Genomic DNA, 23,266 nt, shown 5'->3' with positions numbered 1-23,266 from the left:
AGTGTAAATAATGAGAGTTTCTAAATCTAATAAACCAAAGGAAATATGCCCAATAGTTTCCGCAATAGCCGTAATAGGAAGTGAGCCAAAGTTGATAACAATAAGGTATTTACTTGAGGGACCTAAACGATTTAATGAACTTCAAAAGCTCACTTCGTTAAGTTCTAAAACACTCTCGAAGACGCTAAAAGAATTGGAAAATTACGGGATAATTGAGAGAAGAATTATAAACTCTCGTCCGGTTCTTGTGGTCTATGAATTAACGGATAAAGGCAAGGAACTGAAAAGAGTATTCGATGAACTTAGAAAATGGGGAGAGAAATTCACTCTATCACAAATTGCTATACCAACAAGTAGTATTCGAATAAATGAGAATTTTTAGAACTACAGTGAAAGACGATAAATAGGGCTAAAAGGATTCTTTGACAATAAAATATTTTGATTGAAAGACTTTATGGAATAAAATCTGAAGAGAATAATAGAGCGAGTAGTGATAACATTGAGAAAAATACATTACCCATGTGAATTACGATTACATCAATATGAATCCAACCCTAACGAGATCTAGAATATCCATGAATAATATATTGAATTGAATGAGAGGGAAGATATTAGATGAGTAGAGCTTGACTTATGATCTAATCGATTGAGAGCATAATTTTTCCTAGCTTCTAAAGCGAGTGTTTCATCTAGAGCCAAGGGTAAGTCTGAACAATTCCCAAAGTACAAATTCAAAATTTTTCATACTCTATTACCCCCATCATAGATAACGAGTCCTTCAGTTAGGTAAAAATTATGTGAGGGCAAATTTTAGGTATCTCATTAACGAGGTAAAACTTAACATCCCTAAAAATTTTTATATGAGAATCATCACACACTAACGTAATGCCAATTAAGGGAAAAAGGAAATATAAGGTGGAATTCGATGATTACACATTGACTTCAATAAATGGAGAAATATCTCTAATTGATCAATTAGGTTCTAAGGTAGATTTCTCAAGGCTAGAAATAGGAGATGATATAGCTAACAAAATAAATTCTGATCGGTATTTCTATTACAAAGTAATTCCTCTATCCAAATATTCGGATATAATAACGTATAGTCTCATCGATAGTGTAATAAAAGTGGGTGGATTTTATGGAGATCTATTAGAAGCATGTTATTTGAAAGATAAGAAAAGTGGAAATAATGATTATAATTATTTAAAATATGCTTTTGACAATATTTCTATAAATAACGTGAAAATATATGACACAATAGCAGATGAAGCAGTACAGAAGCTCATAGAAACTTATGGATGGGACTTCGTAAGTATATATGAGAATTTACGAAGTTTATTTAGAGTGTCAGTTGAAAAGGCTTACAATAAGGTAATTGAAAACTTATACAACAAAAGGGAATTGGATGCCTTTATGATCTACATTATATATTCCTACAATAAGAGTAAGGCTAAGGAACTTCTAGAGAAAATTGTAATTACACCAAATTTAAACTACGATTATGAGTATCTAATCCCAAGATGGGGGCTAGTAGGGATAGATGATAACATTATAAAAATGTTTAATGAAATGGGGGTAAAGGTTCACAAAGATTCGCTCAAATTCAATGAGGTGAAATTCCTTCTAACAAAAATAAATAATGAAAAAGTTGTACTAATTAGTTAGATAATTCACGTTCCTACATAGACCTTTCTTCCATCTTTAAGAACTAATAGTAAACATTTCTCCCCTTTCCTTACATTATAATACATTATCTTTCCATCTATTGTACTTCCAGCAAATATAACTCCCCTATTTCTTGCGAATCTACATATCTCATCAGGAGGTATCACTTCTTCAACCCTTTCTATTTGATCTCTGGAAAATGAAATAAAGGTAGATAAAGTAGGTAGTTTTATTGTAACACCCTTTTCATTAATCTCTATACTCATAATAAAAACTCTCATTTTATGAATAAAAATGTTTTGAAACATGCAAAAATCAAGTGATTTTCCTAAAATATATCTTAACTTAAACTGGAAGTTATGAACATAACTAAGTTAGGGGGATAGTTGATAACGTACATTAGAAATCTTTTTAGAGACGATAGTTTACATCTAACATAATTTTCTCGTAGAAGCTAATTTTTATGTATATATGAGTTAATCTTTATCGTACATAACTAACTCACTGATCAATAAAAAATTTTAAATTGTAGTAAGAGTATTATAAAATTATGATAAAAGTGGTTAAAAGAGATGGATCTGAAGAGGAACTTATATGGGAAAAGATTGTAGTCAGCGTATTAAAAACTGGTGCACCAATTAACGTAGCTTAGGAAAATAGCCTACATGACTGTCGGAAAAATACACATGGACGGAAAAGATAAGGTGACTGCAAAGGAATTGACAAGTATAATTCTAGGATTTTTAAGGAAGGAAAATGAAGAATGGTACAAGAACTGGATTATCTACGATAGAGCGGTCAAGAAAAGAGATACCGAAAAAGAATTACAGAAATAAAATTTTTTAAAAAAATTACCTTTTAACTATTGGTATTATCTCCTTGTGGATGAATAATAAGTAGTGGCTCTTGATTAACGTTTAAATCTCCTTTAGGATGCTGGGATACTTGGAATATTATTAGTATTGAAACATTATAGGATCCACTTGCTAATTTCACATTAGCACTATCATTTTCTGGTGTGAGAGTTATAGTATTATTGTTTATCTTCAGTTCTACTGTGAAATTACTGAAAACTTTTTGTAGCTTATCAGCATGGAGCAAATCTATTGTATATGTCCCATTAGATGAAATGTTAATTACCGCAGTTGCAGTTGTATTGCCCTTTTCCCCAGCGGTTAAATTACCTAAGTTAATATATGCTGGTATTACTTGTGCTTGACCTTGTTGCTGACTTACTATGATATGGTATGATATATATGCTAGTGGTCCATAGCCCGCTACACCCGCAGTCGCTAGGCCTGCTACGAATGCTCCTACTAGGGCTAATGCTAGTAGAGAGGTTTTCATTGAGATACTTTAGACGTTTAGCTCTTTTAAAGAACTCGTCTCAAAACACGTTTCACTTTACTGGAAACAGAAAAAGAGCGACATAATATGAATAAATCACAAGTATTAATGAATCCATTTAATAATTATTATTTTAAATATTATTAATTTTTGTATTATTTATCCAAAGTTATATATACGGAGTTAACTTACTTTCGCTGAAAAGCCCAAGGAATTTGTTAATTATAAGACACTTTCGTCATGGTTCAAGAATTTTTGAAACATATCTCCCGTGCTATACGACATGGACTTTCTACTATGTTTTTAGAACTTAAAATTCAAATAGCTGACTAATAACGGTTAGCTAAAAATTTTTGCCATTAAAAAACGTCTTACATAAGACTAACTTTTTCCAGTGTCTAAAGGTGACCGTTTTGTTTAGATCAGAGAGAAAATGCTGTGATTCACAAGCTACAAGTATAAAAATTTTCATACTATAGATTGGTTCGGCTTTCAGTTGTAAACTATTTCGTCTATGTAGAGGACTGTTCTTCTTGATGAATAATTATCTCTTCTTCACTTATTTCCTCTAAACTCTTCCCCTTAGTTTCCTTAACAGCTATTATTGTCACTATTGCACCTACCAGCGATAATATTGAAAGTATTATTAAAATATTCTTTATCCCTATAGAGGCTAAAAGTGAGGGGAATAAGTAAGTAGCAATTGCTGCACCCAATTTGCCCGAAGCAGCACTAATTCCATGGCCAGTAGTTCTAGCCCTAGTCGGGTAACTCTCAGCAGGTAATACAAAGGTTGTAGTGTTAGGACCGAAATCTATAAAGAAGAATGATAGTGCGTATATCAAGAATCCAAGTTCAGCTGGAATTGTTAAACCAATTACCTTAGTGCCACTAACTATTAGGAATGATGAAACTACCGCATAAATTATGGCCAACAATATAAAGCCTTGTAGCTGTATAATTTTCCTTCCTAACTTATCCATCAAGGCAACTGCTGTGAAATAACCGAAGAATCCTACCATGTATGGTAAACCTTGTTCTAATATTAAATTTGCTATACTACTGGGTTTTCCTAATATTAATTGAGTTACTGTACCTGAGTAAATTCCAGTTCCATAAAACGCTATATCAATGAGAAACCATGAGACTGCAGTACCTATCAAGGTTAGCCAGTACTTAGATAGGAACTCTGATAGCGAGAGCGGCTTTGAGTAAGCCTTCTTTTCCTCTATTTTACCACCTAGAAATTCTGCAGCTCTCTTAGCTTCTTGTATATTACCTTTCACTAGCATTGAGTATCTAGGAGTTTCTGGAGTCTTTCTTCTAAGGTAGATTACAGTAGCAGCCGGTATTGCACCTATGGCTGCCATAACTCTCCAAGAAATATCCAGGGGAAACGCTAAAACAGTACCAATTCCAACTGCTACTGCTGCTAAACTGCCTAATCCTTGATTTGCAAATACTAAGGCTATTAACTTACCCCTATCTTTAACATTAGCGTACTCACCCATTATAGTAGCAGAAATTGGATAATCTCCACCTATTCCTAAACCTATTATTGATCTAAAAATTATTAGCCAGTATATGTTAGGAGATATGGCAGAAAGCAAAGCACCAACTGTCATTAACATTGCTTCAACGCCATATATCGCCTTTCTTCCTATTTTATCACCCAGAAAACCAAAGAGCAATTGTCCAATTACTGCCGTCCATAACGCTGCTGACGCTAGAAGACCTTGTGTAAAACCATTAAGCGGGAAATTAGGGTCATGTAACTGTGCTAAAACGTCTAGAATTGCACTTATTATGAACAAATCGTAGGCATCAGTAAAAAATCCCATACCAGAAGTATACCAAACTTTAATGTGATTGAAAGTTAATCTTAATGAATCAATATATGCAAAAGGTGTTTTTGAAATTCCTTTATCCATTTTTTCTCATGCACCTATTAGTCTCTCCCATTATATATTTTACCTATAAAGTAAATATAATCTATTGTTAACTATGTAATCTATATAGTAGCCTTCTTTACTTAAACTTTAGTAGGTTAGATTTAAGAAATCCTAGCGGAATATCTTATTTATAAGCAAAATTAGAATAGTTAATAGAGAAGATATAATAGCTGCAAAAAGAAGCAGAATAGCATTTATGTTTAATAATATAGACTGTGGTAATGCAAAATAATAACCCTTGTTAAAGCTTATAAAATAGGTTGACCCTTTAGTCGTTACGTATGGAACATTTACCAAATTATAGCATCCACTGATATGATAAATCCCTGGAGAGCTAACAAAAATTGAATAGCCTAAGAATATCTTTCCATACATGAAAATGAAACTAAGTTCTTTGGAGGTTATATTATAGATTGGTAAATAAATTTCGCTTTTATTCATTATTATCAACGCAGTAGTTGAGTTAACGACTACAAATGATAAATCTTCTCTAACTAATGATGATTTGACTGGAAATGGTGTTTCTACTCCATTGGTAGTTATTACAAGGTTTTTGAAAATTTCAACTGCAGGGAATACTCGTTTATCTGACATGTTATAGAAGTAAAATGTGAAATTATTTGAATGTAATAACCCAACTTCTAAGACGGGTATACCATTAACACCCCTAACTATATCAATTTGTTCCTCTGAGGAGTTAAATACTGTAACTGGAGCATAAGTATAATTGTAAGTTAGTATGCAGTATGAGGGAGGAGAGGAAAGAGAAGGTAACGTAACATTTAACTTCGTTATGTTCAAGATTTCTGTTTTAAAAGTATATAGATTGCTTACTTCGCCTGGAAGCGTTATTTCTTGTCCTATTTGTATCATTATGTTCAAATAAATTGGATTAGGGTAATTCATTATCCATATCGTTAAATTTAGGGGATTTATGTAAGGGATAAGAAAAGAGGCAGTAAGCCCTCTAGTTTCAAAACCACTCCACAGCAAAAACTTTCCTACAAATATTGAGAATACATTAGGCAGATTCGTTGAAATACTAAGGGTCCAATTAGGAAAATACAATATTTTAACTACATAGTTAACTGAAGTTATATTTATTGGAATAAGCTTTTCCTCTATAAGATATGAGGAGTTAGAATAAGAGTAAATGATCTCTGAACCGTGAAGCTGATATAAGGAATAATTCACTTGGATAGCACCATATGATATCAAACATGAAAAGGATAAAATCAGAGTTAGCATGAAGAAGAGTAGTAATGCTCTCATATACCAATACATCGGGCTAAATATTTTAAGTGTTACCAGTAAAATAGTAATACCATGAAGAGTAACCTATTACAGTACATTTCAGGATTTTTAGGATTTATAGCATTATTTTACGGAATATACTCCCTGTTTTGGAAATACGAATTTCTCGAGATCAACTCTTTAGAAGAATTTGTACTAATCTTTTTTGGTTTTTTTGCTATCACTTATGCATTTACTAATCGAATCATGATAGAAAAACCGTTTGCCCTAACGTTTTCTGTGATATTGTTTTATCTTGCACTCCTTAGCTCGTTGCCCCTCACAGACAAAATACTGCTTGTCACGGGAGGAATAATTGAGACACAATTAGCATCGAGAAGAGGTATCGGAGGAACAATATACATAATACTTGGTATCTTGACACTTCTTTACTTCATATATTTACATTTAGTTGAAGTATCATCAACACTTCCTTTGATAGGAATTGGATTATCCTCCCTTATCATAGTCCTAGGTAATAGAGATAGAAAAGTGAAAACTATCTCATATTTCACCTTCCCGATTGGTATACCGTTGATAGTTTATGGTATTAATGGGTTTTTTCCCCTTTCAGTAAATCCCGTATTCATTATAGTAGGATTAGCTATTGTATTGCTAATCTTAATTCCAAGTAAGGTAGCAACTACTAAAGATAACGACCTAAAACTTGATGAAAAATTATGTAATCAAATCCAAAAAAGTGAATGCAAAGATGCTATTGAGATTTACAAAAAATACATGGTATACATTCCAGGGAGTTGCCTAGATAAGGTAGTGTTGTGTATTATAGATCAAAATGACATGCAGAATTTTAATTTAGTTATAAGTAATAGTATAGCTCGAAGCGTTGTTGAGAAATATATAGCTAGAATGTCACCAGAGATGATATATTCCTTAGCATTCTTATCAAGTAGAAGAAAAGAGTTACTGGAATTAGCATGTAATAAGGGATATAGAAAAGCATGTGAACAAACTAAACCGGTTTTAGATCTAAATAATTGGGATCCCAAGGTATGGGTAGGAAAGGAAATACACAGTTACAAAATTGTTGATATAATAGGAGTAGGAGGTACAAGCTACATATTGAAGGGCGAAAAGGATGGGAATTTCTATGCCCTCAAGATACCATTAATAAATTACTTAAATAACGTAATGGATTTAGTTGGAGAATCGTCCAAATTGATAGAGCTTTCTACCAAATCCCCCTATATTGTTAGATTGTACGCAATTTATGCTGATCAGCTTGATGTAAAGGAAATCTTAGGAGGAAATCCAGAAATTTACTATAATAAGCCACCAATGTTAGTAATCGAATTAATGAGAGGTGGATCAATAAATGATGTGATAAATGTCAAAGAATTAGTAAGGAGTGAATATTGGAGAAAAATGGTATTTATTGCTACAGCGAGGATTGCTGAAGCGCTAGAGACCATACATTCCGGAGGGTATGTTCATTGCGATATTAAACCTCAAAACATATTATTTAACGAGAAATTGCCTCCAAATGCAAGACTAGCCTATGATAACTTAAAGAATGGTAAGATTATAGTTAAGTTGGCGGATTTGGGTTCTGCGGTAAAAGCTGGGGAAAAGCCGTTTAGTTATACTCCAGCATATGTACCATTTGACCTCGTTAAATCAACTTCAATTGGAGGAGTTTCTCCAATGGCTGATATATACGCATTGGGCGCTACTGTATACAAATTATTGACTGGAGTACCATTAAATACCAATGCAATGATAGAAGCTATGGATAAGTTTGATGTTAGCAAGGATACGAGATACTTAGATAATTCTTTATATAATACGAGGAATTTAGATTTGCTAAGAAAGTACGTGGATAAAAATACTTATAACTTTATAGTAAAAATGGTTGACCCTGATCCCAATGTAAGGCCAACTAGTAAAGAAGTGAAGGAATTTTTCTATTCTAGAGTATAATTTCTATTCGAAAAACTTACTTAACGACTAAAACAGGAACATTAGACTTTGAAACTAAAGCACTCGATACACTTCCCAATATCGCCTTCTTAATTCCAGTAAGTCCTCTACTACCAGTTACTATGAGACCACATCCTATATTATTACAGTATTGCAATATTGCATCAGCTACATCATTACTTTCTAAAATTTTTTGTACTATTTTATAATCTCCAAACTCATTTACTACTTCATCTTGCATCTGCTTCGCTTTTTGTTCACTCTGTATTATGACTTGCTCTGCACTTCTAGGTGCTTCTTTTACTACTGTGACTAGATGTATTTCGTCCTCCTTTTTAATTAAATTTAACGCAAAAAATAGGGCTTTTTTAGCGTGATCTGAACCATCATATGCTATAATTACTTTCATATACAGATAGTTCTCTATTTCCACCATTTTAAAAATTCCTATCATAGATATTAAAAAGTTTGTAAAAACAAGATGGTATATCAATCGCTAAGAAAATGTATTAACGAACATTTACGGCTTTTATCTTTTTAAGGTATTCATCTATAGTTATCACATTATTATTCTCATCAACCACTAATGTTCCAGGGAATCCTTTTCTAGCCTTCAATATATACCAAGAAACTACAATGCCAGCAAATACGATAATCATTAAAAGCTGAACGACGTCCATTTGTAGTATAGATTGAATGTCCCCCCAAGAGTTTATTACAGTTGCTGTAATGGGTATTAATATATTACCTATTCCTAAACTATTCAACCTCCAATAGAATATTGGAGCTCCGAAACCATCTAATATCCTACCTAGGAGCCATAATACTCCCTCAACTGCGGCTACCTCAGTAAAAGCCCCAGTAATACCTAACACGGAAACAGATAATACCGCAATTATAGCTGTTGAAATACCGATTACAGCAGTTGCAACCAATGGTTCTCCACTTCTATTAACTTTAGTAAAAATCTTAGATGCGGCGTTTTCCCTTGCTAAGTTAAATAGGATCCTTGCTGCACCTATCGTTGTCCCTATATTAGATGCTAACAAACTATTAATTGATAGTAGTACTGCTATATAGAAAGCAATCACTCCATATTGCATCATTTCTACGAATAATGGTTGATTCGTATTAGCAAGACTACTCATCGTACCAGGCCATAATATTATCATAGCATAAGTTCCTAAAAACATGGAAACACCACCTATAATTAGAGCTAGCCACATCCCTTTAGATACATTCTCATGAGGCTTCTTTGTCTCTTCACCTAGGTAGGTCGCTGCGCCTGCTCCAGATATACTTACTGTAGTTAACACATAAGCCGTAGCCAAGTCTCCAAAATTCCTAAATTTAGGTACAAAATAATCGAAATGAATACCCTTACTTAAAGATAAGAAGAATAGCGAAATTAATAATACGGCTTCAGCTGTAGCGCTTATGGTTACGACATAACCAAGTAATTTTTTAACATGAGTAAAGGAAATTAATGTAGGATAAGCTATACTAAAACCAACTATGGAGTAAATTACCCAATTTGGAATCATAATTCCTAAAATATCAGATACAACTAATAATATTGTATAGACTGCAATTACGTTAACAACGTTTAAAAGAGTGTAAGCTACCATTTCGGTAAGTGCTTCTAAAAATGCGAGTTTTTTACTTCTCCACGCTCCGTAATTAAAGTTATAATATCCTCCAGCAGATGCTAGCTTTTTAGTATACATTGACAAGGTGTAGATCCATAAGGCACTTGTTAGTAAAGATAAGAATGTGGTAAATATAACTGAAGATCCCGCATATAATATCGCTGCTGTAGTTGTAGAAACCACACTACCTAAGGGTGCAGTAACTGCCATTGCTTGAGCGTAAGTTTCTTTAAACGACAAAACAGCTTTTTTAAGCTCCATGGTATCTCCCTTTAAGCTTTACTATCCTAAAAGTTTAAAAAGTTTCCCTAAATTAGGGCAGGAAGTTTCATGAAAGCTTAAAAGACTTCCTCTTGAATAATCTAAAAATTGGCTTAAAGGGAAGCTAAAAAGTATTCAAAAATACATTCCTTAATTCTTACTAATACATTTAACAAAAGATTATAAGTGGAAAAATTATTTATTTATTTTCACAATTAATTCAAGATTTTTCTTTAAATCCTCGAATCGTATTTTCATTTCAAGTGGCATTGGTTTCTTAGGAGAAATAGAATTTATAATCTCTAGAGATTTCCTAGCCTTCTCAACTGCAATACTTTCGTTTTTATAAGAGTCATAATACGCCTCTCTGATTAACCTAATGGCTTCCCTCCACCTCTTTAAGTCGTCTTCTGTTAATATCCCTTCTTTAATGTGATACATCTTTATATCGTCTTCAACTAATGGAGCTTCATTATTTAGAACCTTCCATAAAACATTCTTTACATCTTTCATACGATATAATGTAAAATAAAAAGAGGAATAAAAAGTCTCATGTGTACTTTAATGAAGTTTGCTGTTGAGGTTCATAGGGACCAAATCTTTGGGTGAATTTCAGCATTATACTAACTCCAGCGTTTCTCACATTTAATAAAGTATTGAGAAATTCGTTTGCGGTTAAGCTGTCTATAAATATCGGTTTAGATACTTGAATGGCATTAGGAATCTCTTGATTTGGAGGTAATGCTACAAAATCCACTCCGTATCGTAAAGCTTCCAATTGTAAATCTATTATAAATTTGATTCTCTCCTCCCTATTAAGCGACATTAAAGCACTAACATGAGACGGATGTATTCCTATTCCCATGGCTATAATATAAAACCTTGAACTATCATTTACCCTCACTACACTAATAGTAGGCCCACCTTGCGGAGGTGATACAATGACGTGAAAGAATTCTTTAGCCTGAGGTGGTCTGGTTGCAACTAGCCCTAATTCCTTCAACCATTCCTCCACTTGCTTGTCCATCGATTTGTCAAACATAATCTTCCCTTCTCACTTCATTATCTGCTACTCCCTTATCTAAATACTTTTTCACATTTAAACAAGCTATAAACATCGCCTTCTTCATTATACTCTCGTTACCATAAGCCCCAGCAGTATGTAGTGTTCCAGTAAAGTTATCTAATTCCCAAAGCTTCGTATTATAGAAATCCTCTTTACCATTTTTTCTCCAAAACACATCAGTTCCGAACCTTACGTCTTGCCTCTCCTTAAGTAACTTATAAATACCTTCTTCATCGACAGTCTCACCTCTCCCAACATTTACAATTATAGCGTTTTGTCTTACATCTTTTAATAGATCATAATTTAGGAGACTCCTAGTTTGCTTATTTAGAGGTAACGTGTCAACAATTATATCAGCTTCTCTAATTTTTTCCCTTATCATACCCATTCCATGCCTTTCGTCAAACCATTCAGGTTTTTTGAATGATCTGGAAATACCTATTACATAATTTCTAAAGGCAACTTTACCTATTCTGGCAACTTCAGACCCTATGCCACCCCCACCTAAAATCAATAACGTTTTTTCAGAAACGTCGTAAACTATAGTCCTCTTTTTAGTTCCCACGCCTTTAGCTAATGCTAAAACTAGAGCCCAAGCATGTTCAGCTACTGATAAAGAATAAGCACCAGCATTTGAGAAAACTTTAACATGAGAAGGAATTATTGAGAAATTTAGATCATCAACTCCTGCTGAAAACGTTTGTATTACTTTAAGGTTAGGCATCTTACCTAACAAATCATTATTTACTCTCCCTGGCCACGTTAGCAAAATCTCTGCATTTTTATAGTCTTCTTCCGTTAGATTCTCATCTTTAACATTAATTATATTTTTACACTCCTCTGGAACTTTTTCTGTAGATATTATCCTCATAAACCCTACTTTACTTTATAAGTTTTAATTTTTTAACATAAGAAAACCTCTTCAAAAACCGCTAAGTTTCAGACTCCTTATTAGATTTCTTCCCTTTTCAGTTATTTTGTATTTATCGCCAACACGTTCTATTAATCCGTTAGACCCTAATTTATTTAAATACATCCTAACAGATTTCCTACTTAAATTTAGACTAGAAGATATATATTCTACCGTTAAACCATCTTCTGCTTCCTCAATTAACTCTAAAATTTTCAACAAGTTATATCTGCATTTGGTATCTGCTATAAAATTAGAAGTTAAGGGAATATATACTAAAAATGGGCAGTTAGAAAATCTGTAATTATGATGTTTAGACACCAACAAACCTATATGGAATATAGTTACACTTATGATAAATAATATTGACCTTTTGACAAGCATCGAGAATATGAATAAGTGATGATATTTATCTCTTGTTCCCAATTTTTTCGGTCCTATACGAGATTGATCACCATATTTTTGGGCAAAAAATTTATTAGTTAGTATACTTCAACACTATTTACTTACTTAAGTAAATCTCCAACAAAGATTTAATCATACTTTTGCTATAGATAAGTAAATTTAAATAGGGGAATTTAGAAGATAGCGTGTGAGCAACAAAAACAGAATATTCGTAAGGGAGACTTCCGGTTTAATAAAGAATGTATCATTATGGGATGCGGTTGCGCTCAATATAGGCAATATGTCAGCTGGAGTAGCACTATTTGAATCAATATCACCATATATACAACAAGGAGGAGTCTTGTGGTTAGCCTCATTAATTGGCTTTATTTTCGCTATACCGCAATTACTAATTTATGTATCTTTAACGTCGAAAATCCCAAGAACTGGTGGAGATTACGTATGGATTTCGAGAAGCCTAAATGGTGGTTTAGGATCTACAATGGCTTTAGCAGTAATGATAGAGTCTACAGCCTACTTCGCGCTGGTAGCGTTTTTCACGTCTTCTGCAATAAGCACTGCGCTAACAGTAATAGGTGAATATCAACACTCTCCCATGCTCTTAAGCATTGCCAATAACGTGATAGTTGATCCCTATGCAGTAACACCAACTTTACTACAAAGTTTAATAATCTATGGAATCTCTGCGTTGGTTTTCGTGATAATAATTCTCCTTAATATATTTAGGGCTAAGTGGGGGTATAGATTAGTATCAGTTTTGGGAATATTTTCGATGGCTACTTTAGTCTTAGCAATGATAGTTCTAGCTCTAAATTCAGGTGACTTTTACTCGAAAATCTCAACATTAATAACAGCTAATAATCTGAATGTTACTATTCCATCATCAAGAGGGGCATTCTTGCCTTCTTCAATATCTTGGTCTGCAACATTATTTCTCTTACCATTCTTCGCGTTATACACATATCCTTGGATGCAAGCTGGACCGGCAGTTGCAGCTGAATTTAAAGGGAAGAAGACCATAAGGTGGAACTTACCGATAGCACTAATAATCACTGGAATATTAGTTACATCGGCGTTTCTTGAGATGGATTTAATCGGAGGCTATAATTTCAACTTAGAAGCCTATCCAACCTTCTTATATAACTTCTGGACAGCAGCAATAGCTGTAGCGTCGAATCCCATATTACAATGGATAATCGCATTAGGACTAATAGTGTGGAACATTTACATACTTGCCTACGGTGTTATAGTATTTGCCAGATACGTTTTTGCATTGTCCTTTGATAGAGTTTTACCAACTAAGTTTAGCGAGGTCAATAAATATGGCTCACCGGTATATGCTCACGTATTCGATCTTTCACTGACTTTAATATTGCTTTTAGTTCCGGTATTCTCAATCGGCGCAGCACTTTCCCTTTATGGTGCGACAATTCTAGGAAGTCTATATTTCCTCGTTGTAAGTGTAGCTGGTATTGCATTTGGAATCAAAGAGAAAAACTATATATTATCCACAGCAGGTGTAATTTCAGCTGGTTATTTCGCATATCTGACTTATGTGGCAGCCACTAATCCGGACTTCGGATTCATGACTTCTAGTGGACCTAACTTAGTTACAACTATATTTGTGATAGGAACCCTCGTCGTTAGTGCATTAGTATATGTTGTATCAAAGATTATTCATAAGAGGAAAGGCATTGATATAGATTTGGCATTCAAGGAAATACCGCCTGAATGAAGTTTTTTTAAGATAAAGACTAGTATCTTTTTTCCAGAAATTTCTAAGAAAGAAGCTTAAAATCAAAAAATCTGATAGCCATTTAAACCTGTTGTTTTGGTTGTAAATCAAATTTATAAGGACATTTAATCAAGGTAAGAGTTCCTCTTTATGCCAAGTTATTATTCGTTAGTACTTTCAAGGGTCTAGCACCTCATTTCATGATGTTTTATTGTAGCTACTAAAGTCGTCAATTTTCAAGCTTTTATGGCATTCACGGAATCTGTATTAATTATTGGTGTATTACCATATTTTCCCTTAGCAAAACCTATAATACTATTGATAGGCTTACCGTTAAGATCAAACAAGAAAGATTTATGAATAAAGAACACCCCTCTTGGGATTGAAGTATCCTTCTTAAACATAACCTTAACCTTACCATAGTTTGTTGATAAATAACCTATACCCTCTAATTCTGAATTATACACAACGCCTTTCTTATCACCATAAATTTCCTTAAATTGACTATTAGTATAATTAGGGTGTGAGGAAAAGACAATAATATTTCCATCAGGCTTCTTGAGCTTATCTGGAAGTGGTTCTACTCTTACCTTATCTTCTGGATATTTAGGTGACAGCTTTATGAATCCTTTAGTCTTTAGCTCTGTAATATCAACTCCGGTAGCTTTACTTATAGCTAACCATTCGTCCTCAAATATAATGTCATCACTAATCTCTAGTTTTACAGCTAACAATCTCATTAATTCGACCTCAGTTAAACCTCTTTTAGATAGCATTGGCTTATTGTAAACTAGATAATTATGCCAATAACTGTAGACAACATCCTCTTTCTCAAGATAAGTAGGAGCGGGTAACACTACATTAGCTATCTTCGCAGTCTCAGACCAAAATGGATCATGTACAACAAGAAATAACTTACCCTCATTTACAGCCTCGTATATTCTATCAGACATTGGTAATGAGTGTAAAGGATTAGAGTTCCAAACAAACATAAAAGTTATCTTACCCTCTTCAATCTCTTTACCAACTTCTGCCATACCTACAATTCTTGAAGGAGTGTACTTGTGAAGTCCTCTTAAATATTTAAAATCTATTCCAAGCCCTTGCGAATTGGCATAGAAAAAGCCCCTCTTCATTCCAATCAGTGCAGGTATTAATGAGATTAGTGATATGGCATCACCACCGTTTATACTCCTGCCTAGTGCAAATCCAATAATTGTTAAAGGTCTTCTATAATAATAAATTTCAGCTAATTCATCAATTTTAGAGGAATCCAGACCGGTAGCGTTCTCGAGTTCTTCATCCTTAAATGAGAAAACGTATTTCCTTAATTTCTCTGGATCATCTAGAAGTGACAAATCAACCCAGTTTTTCTCAAATAACTTTTTCATGATCCCTATAGCTAAATATACGTCGCTTCCAGGTTTTACAATATAATATCTATCACTCCTCTTAGCCGTTTCAGATACTCTAACATCGATTGTCACCTTATGCTTATCTTTAATTATATTCCAACCATGAATGAAACTAAATACTAATTCGCTTCCCCATATGACAAATGAATCATACTTGGGGAAATCGTCTGGTAGAGCGCCTATTGAGTTACGATAATGTAGCTTAATTGCCTCATGACCTTCTGCACTGCATATTGAGTAGTCAGTTGACGCTGTGCCCATTACGTTCCATAGCCTTGCCGGAAAATACCACGTTAATAAACCTTGGTTCCCGTCATACTCGACGTGAAGAATTTCCTCTTTTTTCCGTTTTCTTATTTCCTTAATTATTAAATCTAATGCATTATCTATATTACTTGACTCTCCTTCAATGTAAACGTTATCAATTCTATTTAACGAGTTCCTCTTTAAATCCGCTATACCCCTAGAACATGTAAACCCATTAAAAGGAAATATATCAAGTGGTTTATGATTATCATCAAATATACAAGTATCATAACAATCTCGCGTACAAGCGTGAACCATTATTTTTATAATGGGAAAATCAGATTTTAAGTTTGAGTGAAGAGAGCGACCGTAGCTGAAACGTGACGAAATTCCTTTAAGCTGAAAACCTTAATAGAATTACAATTAGAATTGCATAAATCCCAAATAGAGATAATCCCTCTCTGATTTTTATATTTCTATCATTTATGATTCCTAAGGCAAATAGACTTGTAGCTAGTATGAGCAAAAGATATAGTAGGGATGACCTAAGACTGACTGTTTGATAAATACCTACTATACCTAAGAGTAATGTCATATTCTCCAACTTACTACCTATAAAATTCATTAATGCTGTGGTTACACTTGATGGTGAATCAGATATTAATTTTATTGCAGTCAGATTTTCTTCTAACTCTGCGGCAATAGGAGTTATCAGTATTGCGAGTATTAGTGGTGACACATTAAACATGCTCGCGATGCTACTTATAGTGGAAATTAAATACTTGGATATAAAAATCAACGGTAGACCTCCTATTATAACGTAAGTTAGACCCTTTATTATGCTACCCTTACTCTTTCCATTTTTAGACATATTTCTGTAATTTTTATACCTCTTATAAATATAGTATATATAAGGAGAAATCAAGAAGAGCCCCATGTAGTAGTTTAACTTACCATACGCAACTGCTATACCTAAGATTACAACTGCTATTAGAAATGAGCTATATTCTATATTTATATCATTATCTAGAGTAATGGTATTAGACTTGTACTTTAGATAATAAAAAATAGAAACAAGCCCTATCCCTAAGGTGAGTAGCAATATGTTCCCACCCAAAGCAGAACCTAATGCAATATCATAAAAACCATTCAAAACGGCCTGAATTACAATAATAGTTTCCGGTAACGCATTTACAAAGCCTAATATTAATCCTCCAGCTATTCCTTTGCCAAAAGACCTCTCTAGCTCTCTTGTCCCCCTAGCCATTAAAGTGGCTGAAAACGCAACTAGAATAAGTAAGATTATAAGCTTTAATATTAAAAACCACACCAACTTAATTAAAATTTATGTTTTACTTCCCTATAAGCTATAATTAAAAAATTACAAGTATTCCCAAATACCTTTCCCTTTATAATTATAGACTATTGATTTGTAAGCCGTTACATATTGAATCGTATACCCAATACCCTCTCTACCAATTCCAGAATCCTTCCTTCCACCAAATGGGAAGTAACCAATTCCATGTCTGGGATAATCGTTTATATAAATAGCACCTACTTCTAAGAACCTTTGAAGCTTTCTAATCTTGTTTATATCCTTTCCAAATATTGCTGCATCTAATCCATATTTTCTACTATTTGAAATTTCTATAGCCTCATCAATGTTTTTAACTTTAATTAAAAGTGCTGCAGACGCAAATACTTCTTTATTATAAAAGTACATGTCCTTAAGGGTGTCTTTTGGCGCCTCTATCAATACTGGTTCAATATAAGTAGGACCTAATCTCTTTCCTCCAAATAGTATTTTTCCACCTTTTTCTACTGCGTCTTTTATAGCCTTTTCCCATTCATCTACTGTTTTCACGTCTATAACGGGACCGACAGTAGTTGACGGATCTCTAGGATCTCCAATCTTAACGGATTTTGTTAATTCTTTTATAAGCAAATCTTTTAGTGTATCATAAACTTCTTCCTCAACCAAAACTAACTTCACTGAATCGCACCTTTGTCCAGTATAACTTATTATTCCAGTTGCTATCCTTTGCGCAGCCCATGCTAAATCCGCATCACTCAATACAATAGCCGGATCTCCTCCGCCTAACTCCATTATGAATTGTTTAATCCCTGCATTTCTTACTACTTCTTCTCCTGTTTCAGTACTTCCAGTTAGTGATATTGCTTGGATTCTTTTATCTCCAACCACTTTATTCATATCTCTACCGGGTAGTGTAATTATCGCAAATGAGTCTTTCGGAAAACCTGCTAATTCCATAACCTTAGCTAACATTAAGATAGGTAATGGAGTTGATGATGGAGGTTTAATAATTATAGCATTTCCAATTACAGTAGTATACACTATTTTATTTACAGTATCAAAAAGGGGATAATTGAATGGAACAATTGAAAGAACAACTCCAACTGGCTCTTTTCTTACAACAGCTTCAGTTTCTAAAGTCTCTGAACTCCAATCACCAGGAACGTAATCACCTCTTGTCTCTTTGACATCTAAATCTGCACGTAATAGTCTTTCAATTGCAGCTTTGACCTCGCCTTCTGCCGCAGCTCTAGTTTTACCGTTGTTGATTATTAACACATTAACGAAATCTTCCTTAAACTTATCCAACAATGACGCTATCTTCTTATATATGTCTAATCTCTTCTCACCTGGAGTATCTCGTATTGCCCATCTCCCCTTTCTATATATGTGCTCCAATGTATTGTCTACCTGATTCCAGCTTAATTTAGGAATTTTTGCTATAACGTTTAAATCAATTGGGCTAATTACGTCTTGCCACTCATCTCCACTAATCCATTGGCTAGCCAAATAAGTCTTAAAGTAAGGTATTCCATCCTTCAGTTCATAGATTTCCATAAGCTCCTTAGATTTTATCGATAGTGAAGTTTTCTCCATAATATATATTCATAAATGAAAAATTTAAATGTTAGACTTTACGTTTTAAACTCATTTAAAAATCTTTCGGCATCCTCAGTAGTGGGTGTAAGTTCATTATCTCCCCTTACTGTTATGACTAGAGTTGACGCCGCAATACCATGAGCTAATGAATATTCTATATCTTTATTCTGCAAATACAATGAAATAAATGTACCTGCCATTGCGTCACCAGCCCCAGTAGGATCCTCAACTTGTACTTTATAGCCTTCTTTAAAGACTTTTACATTGTCTTTATATGCCATGGCACCTTTAGCACCTAATTTATAGAGCAAGACTTTAACTCCTAGCTCCTTATATTTCCTATATGCATCATCTGGGTCCGTAACATCTAACAAAATCTTAGTGTCATCTGGATCTGTTATTAGTACCTCAATGTCATATCTTTTTAATATCGAAAGTATAGTTTCCCTAGCTTTCTCGAGACTGCTCCAAAGTTTAGGTCTGATATTAGTATCTAGGCTTCTAGATTTCGCTAATTCAAACGCTTTAATTACAGATTCCTTAGCACTATCGCTTATAGCCAATGTTATCCCAGTTGAATGGACTAACCTAGCTTTGCTAATGTAATTTTCATCTACATCTTCTGGAGAAAGTCTACTTCCTGCACTGCCTTTTCTGTAATATATTAGTTCGCTTTTCATAGGTATTGGATAACCCCTTTGTATAAAGTATATTCCAGTGAAAGACTCATTATCCACCTTTATATAGGTAGTATCAATACCTTGAGCTCTGGAATATTCTATGATATTTCTTCCAAACTCGTCATTACCTACTCTTGCTATTAAACCGCATGATAGATGATTCCTAATAACAGCAATGCAGAAATTCAACTCAGATCCTGCTATATGTTTTTCAAAATAGTTTACGAATCTTAATGGACCCGGAGTAAAAGAATTAAACTGGATTAAAGGCTCTCCTAAAGCTATTACATCAACCATGATAGTATACTATTCTTTCAATATTTTAAGTTCTACAAGTTTAGCTCTTATACCCTCGACTTTCTTAATTAACTGCCTCTCCTCTTCCTCATCTAATGGGAATATCGGAGGTCTGGGATTTCCTAAGTCGTATCCTTGGAAGTATTTAGTTAGAACATAATTTGAAGATAAGCTTCCAAATAATCTAGAGGCCTCTATTATTTCGTCATGAAGAAATTGTAATCTAAGTGCTTCTTCAATTTTCCGCTCCATAGCCAATTTCTTAATTGCCACAGTAACTTCAGGAAGATAGTTCGAACCAGCTGCAACATTACCATCTAAACCTGTAGATACTACTGTGACAATTAACATGTCAGAGCCACTATAAACTCGCATATTAGGATTTAGACGTTTGTAGTCTAAGGTGTGAATTATATTTTCGATAGTGTCCTTAACTCCTGCGAAACAACCAATCTCCTTAGCAATTTTTGCATCTATATCTTTACCCGTAGCTGTTGGATAATTATACAAATAAACAGGGTGAGGGGATACTTCGCACAATGTCTTAAAATACTTTATTAAGTGCTTCTCTGGCATCCTAGGGTAGTAATATGGAGCATATGAAGCTATGCCGACAATATCGAAATCCTTACTCAACTTAGCTAACCTTATAGCATCGTCTAGATTTAACCCACCGACTTGAAATATTATCTTATTTGTAACGTCATAAACAACCTTTAGATTCTCCAACTTCTCCTCTGGAGTTAGTGAAGGACCAAGGCCAGTAGTGCCATTTACGAAAAGTTTGTCTATCCCCTTCCTAATAAGGTTCTCCGCATGTAGCTTCAATTTCTCCTTGTCTATTCTATTATCTTTAGTAAACGGAGTTATGATCGGAGTTATGATCTCTGGCATTTTCAAACACCATAATTCTTCCAAGTACCCTTAACAACCCAAACTGGTTCTTCAACTATATCTAATGGTATTGGTTCGGCTCTTAATTGTTCTATTATTTTTTCATTAATTGAAATACCTATTCCAGGCTTATCTGGAACCTTAACATGCCCTCCTTCAACTGGTGTTTCATTATACACTAAATCCCTTTTCCATTGAGGGAACCAATCATAGAAATTCTCAAGCAAATATAAGTTCTGCGTAACTGCACTTAGCTGTATTTCAACGGCATTCTGAATTGAACCAAATGCGTTATGAAAAGCAACTTCTACGTCATTTGCTTCAGCTATCTTTATAACACTCTTACCTACTGTCACTCCACCTATATTAGTTAAATCTGGTTGCAATATGTCTACAAGACCTTTCTCTACGTAAAACGCAGCTTCTTTTTCACTTAGCAGTCTTTCTCCTAATGCAATCCTTAAATGAGTACTAGCTTTATACTTGCTTAAACCAATAATATCCTCATGATGCACTGGTTCCTCCATAAATCCTGGATTATATTTCTCTAATCTTTTCGCTATCATTATCGCTGAATTTGCATTAAATCTGCCGTGATGCTCTATTAAAATATCCACGTTATCACCAACAGCCTCCCTAACAGCCCTTACTCTCTCCTCAGCTTCTCTTAAACCTTTCTCGTCTATCCAATCGAAGTAGGGACCAAATGGATCAAATTTTAGGGCTTTATATCCCATTTTCACAACCTCTTTTGCCTTTTCTGCAAAATCCTCTGGAGTTACACACTCTTGATACCATCCATTAGCATATACTGGTACTTTATTCCTAACTTTTCCACCCAATAACTTGTAGATTGGAGCTCCGAGCTCTTTTCCTATTATATCCCAAGAAGCTATATCAATTGCACTTACTGCAGTTGTTGATTCAAAAGACCTAGATAAGTAGAAGTCTTGTTTATACCATTCATGATAATTCTTCTCAACCTCCTCTACTTCTTTTCCTATATAACCCTTGGCAACTTGTTTAATGGCATTATATACAGATATAACTCTTAATGTTGGAACCGCTTCCCCATAGCCTACAGCTCCATTTTCCGTTATGACCCTTACAATAACCATCGTAGATGCCCAAGTCGCACTACCTTTTTCTTTAGAGGTAAGAACTATTGGTTCTATTTCTCTGATTTTCATAAGCTATAATTTGGACAGAAAATATAAACTTACATAATGGTAAGAATCAACGATAAGGATTTAATAAAATTTATAGGCTATATTATCCGAATTATTTTATTATTTGGGATAGGAGTTCAAATCGTAATAACTATTTTCGGTATAATATCTAACATATTTTCTCTAAATTTATTAAATTTGGTAAATGTGACTATAACTGGTCCATTATTAATTTTGGTATTAATAGAATTATACATTGCCGTAAACAGCTACTTATCTGGAAAAGAAAGAAGTATAATTAACGTAATAGACGCTGGTATATCATTTTTCGTTAGAGAATTAATTCTAGAATTATTCTCCCAAAATTATAACATAACCAATATATTAATAATAGCGGGTGTAGTTGGAATACTATCGTTCTCCAGATTTATCGCAAATCGTTAAATAAAGTTCTCGTAAATCACCTATTATAAATAAATGAGATCTTACATCTTTATCGTCACTAGATCCGAATTTTTCTACACATGCGTTACTTTTACTTAATAACGAGGCTAATTCTTTCTCTTTAACATGCTTTATTACAAATACTCCCATTGGTTCACAAACTGTTGTTAAGTAGTCAATATGCCAATGATATGTATTCTTATTTTTATTTAAGTGTCTAATTATACGTTTACTACAAGATCTCCCACATGATCCAACATATGCGTAAATACCCTTCTTTATTAAAAACTCCCTACCCTTGGTCCTTAAGTTAACATCAGTTTTACATTCGATTAATAGAACGTAACTTGTCATAGAACTGGTCTTCTTCTTAAATGTCTACCTCCTTGACCTTTAAACCTCTCTTCTTCCCACACATTTCCTCTTTCATGATATCCTCTTTCCTCCCAATATCCGTCAACGTAATCCCTTAGGAACTCAATTTCGGTTAACCACTTTGCACTCTTCCACCCATATAGATGAGGAATTATTGGCCTAGCTGGAAAACCATGCTTTAAAGATAGCTTTTCCCCATTCATAAACAACGCGACAATCACATTATCCTTTAATACATCCTCATATGGTATTATTGATGTATAACCGTCTAGACTGTAGAACATGACCCAATTGACGTTATTTTTTACCCTAGCAGTCTCAATTAATAGTCTAAAGGGAATTCCCTCCCACTTAACATTCTTTATCGACCAACCCGTTACACAATGGAAATCTTCGACTATTTCCTTTCTTGGCAATTTCATTAATTCGTCATACGTAAATGATAGAGGATTTTCTACTTCCCCACTAACTTTTAACCTATACGATTCTAAGTTAACTTCTGGTATACCAAACTCGGCATAGATAATAAAGTTCTTTATATATTTTTGATTTGGTGGTTTCTGAACTTCTTGCATAATTAATGATGCAAAATTACGTTTAAAAAATTG

At 33.9% G+C, this 23,266-nt stretch carries 23 protein-coding genes and 1 pseudogene; 6 read left to right on the top strand and 18 right to left on the bottom strand.

Going from position 1 to position 23,266, the window contains the following annotated elements; translation table 11 throughout:
* The first annotated feature begins 10 nt into the window (after positions 1–10).
* Both GFS03_RS11875 and GFS03_RS11870 read left to right on the top strand, forming a co-directional pair.
* On the top strand, positions 11–382 hold the full coding sequence (locus GFS03_RS11875; RefSeq protein WP_153424281.1) for a winged helix-turn-helix transcriptional regulator: 372 nt from the start codon (positions 11–13) through the stop codon (positions 380–382).
* 503 nt (positions 383–885) lie between these two features.
* Positions 886–1,665, top strand: a complete 780-nt coding sequence (locus GFS03_RS11870) for a hypothetical protein (protein WP_153424280.1) — start codon at positions 886–888, stop codon at positions 1,663–1,665.
* Positions 1,666–1,670: 5 nt separating this feature from the next.
* Here the strand turns inward: GFS03_RS11870 and GFS03_RS11865 are convergent, their stop codons facing one another.
* Positions 1,671–1,973: a hypothetical protein gene (locus GFS03_RS11865; protein WP_153424279.1), complete on the bottom strand. Its 303-nt coding sequence runs from the start codon at positions 1,971–1,973 to the stop codon at positions 1,671–1,673.
* 242 nt (positions 1,974–2,215) lie between these two features.
* Here GFS03_RS11865 and GFS03_RS13795 point away from each other — a divergent pair.
* Positions 2,216–2,501, top strand: a pseudogene (locus tag GFS03_RS13795) (ATP cone domain-containing protein).
* 22 nt (positions 2,502–2,523) lie between these two features.
* Here the strand turns inward: GFS03_RS13795 and GFS03_RS11855 are convergent.
* From GFS03_RS11855 to GFS03_RS11845, 3 genes are all read right to left on the bottom strand, one after another.
* Positions 2,524–3,012 carry a hypothetical protein gene (locus tag GFS03_RS11855; protein ID WP_153424278.1) on the bottom strand — a complete coding sequence of 163 codons (489 nt, stop codon included), beginning with the start codon at positions 3,010–3,012 and terminating at the stop codon, positions 2,524–2,526.
* Between the two features lie 512 nt (positions 3,013–3,524).
* A complete protein-coding gene (locus GFS03_RS11850; protein ID WP_153424277.1) occupies positions 3,525–4,943 on the bottom strand; it encodes an MFS transporter in 1,419 nt (472 codons plus the stop codon).
* 132 nt (positions 4,944–5,075) lie between these two features.
* The gene (locus GFS03_RS11845) at positions 5,076–6,236 is read right to left on the bottom strand and encodes a hypothetical protein (protein ID WP_153424276.1); all 1,161 of its coding nucleotides are present in this window, start codon (positions 6,234–6,236) and stop codon (positions 5,076–5,078) included.
* A 54-nt stretch (positions 6,237–6,290) separates the two neighbouring features.
* On the opposite strand from GFS03_RS11845, the gene GFS03_RS11840 reads away from it, so the two are divergent.
* Entirely contained in the window at positions 6,291–8,198 is a 1,908-nt protein-coding gene (locus GFS03_RS11840) for a serine/threonine-protein kinase (RefSeq protein ID WP_153424275.1), read from the top strand.
* A gap of 16 nt (positions 8,199–8,214) precedes the next feature.
* Here GFS03_RS11840 and GFS03_RS11835 read toward each other — a convergent pair whose 3' ends face one another.
* From GFS03_RS11835 to GFS03_RS13790, 6 genes are all read right to left on the bottom strand, one after another.
* The gene (locus GFS03_RS11835; protein ID WP_153424592.1) at positions 8,215–8,607 is read right to left on the bottom strand and encodes a universal stress protein; all 393 of its coding nucleotides are present in this window, start codon (positions 8,605–8,607) and stop codon (positions 8,215–8,217) included.
* A 100-nt stretch (positions 8,608–8,707) separates the two neighbouring features.
* On the bottom strand, positions 8,708–10,108 hold the full coding sequence (locus tag GFS03_RS11830; RefSeq protein WP_153424274.1) for an APC family permease: 1,401 nt from the start codon (positions 10,106–10,108) through the stop codon (positions 8,708–8,710).
* Between the two features lie 195 nt (positions 10,109–10,303).
* Positions 10,304–10,621 (bottom strand): hypothetical protein, encoded by a 318-nt coding sequence (locus GFS03_RS11825; protein ID WP_153424273.1) that lies wholly within the window; start codon positions 10,619–10,621, stop codon positions 10,304–10,306.
* A gap of 37 nt (positions 10,622–10,658) precedes the next feature.
* Positions 10,659–11,150 (bottom strand): DUF2299 domain-containing protein, encoded by a 492-nt coding sequence (locus tag GFS03_RS11820; RefSeq protein ID WP_153424272.1) that lies wholly within the window; start codon positions 11,148–11,150, stop codon positions 10,659–10,661.
* Positions 11,143–12,045 (bottom strand): glycolate dehydrogenase, encoded by a 903-nt coding sequence (locus GFS03_RS11815; RefSeq protein WP_153424271.1) that lies wholly within the window; start codon positions 12,043–12,045, stop codon positions 11,143–11,145. The genes GFS03_RS11820 and GFS03_RS11815 overlap by 8 nt, the downstream gene beginning before the upstream one ends.
* Before the next feature lie 51 nt (positions 12,046–12,096).
* A complete protein-coding gene (locus GFS03_RS13790; protein WP_153424270.1) occupies positions 12,097–12,468 on the bottom strand; it encodes a winged helix-turn-helix domain-containing protein in 372 nt (123 codons plus the stop codon).
* Positions 12,469–12,676: 208 nt separating this feature from the next.
* Here GFS03_RS13790 and GFS03_RS11805 point away from each other — a divergent pair, with 208 nt between their 5' ends.
* Entirely contained in the window at positions 12,677–14,224 is a 1,548-nt protein-coding gene (locus tag GFS03_RS11805; protein WP_153424269.1) for an APC family permease, read from the top strand.
* Positions 14,225–14,460: 236 nt separating this feature from the next.
* Here the strand turns inward: GFS03_RS11805 and GFS03_RS11800 are convergent, their stop codons facing one another.
* The 6 genes from GFS03_RS11800 to GFS03_RS11775 all read right to left on the bottom strand — a co-directional run bounded on the left by GFS03_RS11800 (position 14,461) and on the right by GFS03_RS11775 (position 21,860).
* Positions 14,461–16,203: a molybdopterin-dependent oxidoreductase gene (locus GFS03_RS11800; protein ID WP_153424268.1), complete on the bottom strand. Its 1,743-nt coding sequence runs from the start codon at positions 16,201–16,203 to the stop codon at positions 14,461–14,463.
* Positions 16,204–16,279: 76 nt separating this feature from the next.
* Positions 16,280–17,218 carry a sodium:calcium antiporter gene (locus GFS03_RS11795; RefSeq protein WP_153424267.1) on the bottom strand — a complete coding sequence of 313 codons (939 nt, stop codon included), beginning with the start codon at positions 17,216–17,218 and terminating at the stop codon, positions 16,280–16,282.
* Between the two features lie 48 nt (positions 17,219–17,266).
* Complete coding sequence (gapN, locus tag GFS03_RS11790) at positions 17,267–18,796, bottom strand: NADP-dependent glyceraldehyde-3-phosphate dehydrogenase (protein WP_153424266.1); 1,530 nt, start codon at positions 18,794–18,796, stop codon at positions 17,267–17,269.
* Between the two features lie 38 nt (positions 18,797–18,834).
* On the bottom strand, positions 18,835–19,776 hold the full coding sequence (kdgK, locus tag GFS03_RS11785; protein ID WP_153424265.1) for a bifunctional 2-dehydro-3-deoxygluconokinase/2-dehydro-3-deoxygalactonokinase: 942 nt from the start codon (positions 19,774–19,776) through the stop codon (positions 18,835–18,837).
* A gap of 9 nt (positions 19,777–19,785) precedes the next feature.
* Positions 19,786–20,670 carry a bifunctional 2-dehydro-3-deoxy-phosphogluconate/2-dehydro-3-deoxy-6-phosphogalactonate aldolase gene (locus GFS03_RS11780; RefSeq protein ID WP_153424264.1) on the bottom strand — a complete coding sequence of 295 codons (885 nt, stop codon included), beginning with the start codon at positions 20,668–20,670 and terminating at the stop codon, positions 19,786–19,788.
* 2 nt (positions 20,671–20,672) lie between these two features.
* A complete protein-coding gene (locus tag GFS03_RS11775) occupies positions 20,673–21,860 on the bottom strand; it encodes a mandelate racemase/muconate lactonizing enzyme family protein (protein ID WP_153424263.1) in 1,188 nt (395 codons plus the stop codon).
* A 36-nt stretch (positions 21,861–21,896) separates the two neighbouring features.
* On the opposite strand from GFS03_RS11775, the gene GFS03_RS11770 reads away from it, so the two are divergent.
* Complete coding sequence (locus tag GFS03_RS11770; protein ID WP_153424262.1) at positions 21,897–22,283, top strand: phosphate-starvation-inducible PsiE family protein; 387 nt, start codon at positions 21,897–21,899, stop codon at positions 22,281–22,283.
* On the opposite strand, the gene GFS03_RS11765 is transcribed toward GFS03_RS11770, so the two are convergent.
* Positions 22,251–22,637, bottom strand: a complete 387-nt coding sequence (locus tag GFS03_RS11765; protein WP_153424261.1) for a GIY-YIG nuclease family protein — start codon at positions 22,635–22,637, stop codon at positions 22,251–22,253. The genes GFS03_RS11770 and GFS03_RS11765 overlap by 33 nt on opposite strands.
* Positions 22,634–23,233, bottom strand: coding sequence for a sulfite oxidase-like oxidoreductase (locus GFS03_RS11760; protein WP_153424260.1), 600 nt, complete (start codon positions 23,231–23,233; stop codon positions 22,634–22,636). The genes GFS03_RS11765 and GFS03_RS11760 overlap by 4 nt, the downstream gene beginning before the upstream one ends.
* Positions 23,234–23,266: the final 33 nt, after the last annotated feature.

It is taken from the genome of Sulfolobus sp. E5-1-F (genome assembly GCF_009601705.1).
Taxonomy (GTDB): domain Archaea; phylum Thermoproteota; class Thermoprotei_A; order Sulfolobales; family Sulfolobaceae; genus Saccharolobus.
This window is presented reverse-complemented; position numbering and strand designations above follow the sequence as displayed.

Excerpts from the sequence above, each read along its gene's own strand:
- GFS03_RS11875 (WP_153424281.1), top strand. The coding sequence starts at position 11 with ATGAGAGTTTCTAAATCTAATAAACCAAAGGAAATATGCCCAATAGTT.
- GFS03_RS11870 (WP_153424280.1), top strand. The coding sequence starts at position 886 with ATGCCAATTAAGGGAAAAAGGAAATATAAGGTGGAATTCGATGATTAC.
- GFS03_RS11865 (WP_153424279.1), bottom strand. The coding sequence starts at position 1,973 with ATGTTTCAAAACATTTTTATTCATAAAATGAGAGTTTTTATTATGAGT.
- GFS03_RS11855 (WP_153424278.1), bottom strand. The coding sequence starts at position 3,012 with ATGAAAACCTCTCTACTAGCATTAGCCCTAGTAGGAGCATTCGTAGCA.
- GFS03_RS11850 (WP_153424277.1), bottom strand. The coding sequence starts at position 4,943 with ATGGATAAAGGAATTTCAAAAACACCTTTTGCATATATTGATTCATTA.
- GFS03_RS11845 (WP_153424276.1), bottom strand. The coding sequence starts at position 6,236 with ATGAGAGCATTACTACTCTTCTTCATGCTAACTCTGATTTTATCCTTT.
- GFS03_RS11840 (WP_153424275.1), top strand. The coding sequence starts at position 6,291 with ATGAAGAGTAACCTATTACAGTACATTTCAGGATTTTTAGGATTTATA.
- GFS03_RS11835 (WP_153424592.1), bottom strand. The coding sequence starts at position 8,607 with ATGAAAGTAATTATAGCATATGATGGTTCAGATCACGCTAAAAAAGCC.
- GFS03_RS11830 (WP_153424274.1), bottom strand. The coding sequence starts at position 10,108 with ATGGAGCTTAAAAAAGCTGTTTTGTCGTTTAAAGAAACTTACGCTCAA.
- GFS03_RS11825 (WP_153424273.1), bottom strand. The coding sequence starts at position 10,621 with ATGAAAGATGTAAAGAATGTTTTATGGAAGGTTCTAAATAATGAAGCT.
- GFS03_RS11820 (WP_153424272.1), bottom strand. The coding sequence starts at position 11,150 with ATGTTTGACAAATCGATGGACAAGCAAGTGGAGGAATGGTTGAAGGAA.
- GFS03_RS11815 (WP_153424271.1), bottom strand. The coding sequence starts at position 12,045 with ATGAGGATAATATCTACAGAAAAAGTTCCAGAGGAGTGTAAAAATATA.
- GFS03_RS13790 (WP_153424270.1), bottom strand. The coding sequence starts at position 12,468 with ATGCTTGTCAAAAGGTCAATATTATTTATCATAAGTGTAACTATATTC.
- GFS03_RS11800 (WP_153424268.1), bottom strand. The coding sequence starts at position 16,203 with ATGGTTCACGCTTGTACGCGAGATTGTTATGATACTTGTATATTTGAT.
- gapN (WP_153424266.1), bottom strand. The coding sequence starts at position 18,796 with ATGGAGAAAACTTCACTATCGATAAAATCTAAGGAGCTTATGGAAATC.
- kdgK (WP_153424265.1), bottom strand. The coding sequence starts at position 19,776 with ATGGTTGATGTAATAGCTTTAGGAGAGCCTTTAATCCAGTTTAATTCT.
- GFS03_RS11780 (WP_153424264.1), bottom strand. The coding sequence starts at position 20,670 with ATGCCAGAGATCATAACTCCGATCATAACTCCGTTTACTAAAGATAAT.
- GFS03_RS11775 (WP_153424263.1), bottom strand. The coding sequence starts at position 21,860 with ATGAAAATCAGAGAAATAGAACCAATAGTTCTTACCTCTAAAGAAAAA.
- GFS03_RS11770 (WP_153424262.1), top strand. The coding sequence starts at position 21,897 with ATGGTAAGAATCAACGATAAGGATTTAATAAAATTTATAGGCTATATT.
- GFS03_RS11765 (WP_153424261.1), bottom strand. The coding sequence starts at position 22,637 with ATGACAAGTTACGTTCTATTAATCGAATGTAAAACTGATGTTAACTTA.
- GFS03_RS11760 (WP_153424260.1), bottom strand. The coding sequence starts at position 23,233 with ATGCAAGAAGTTCAGAAACCACCAAATCAAAAATATATAAAGAACTTT.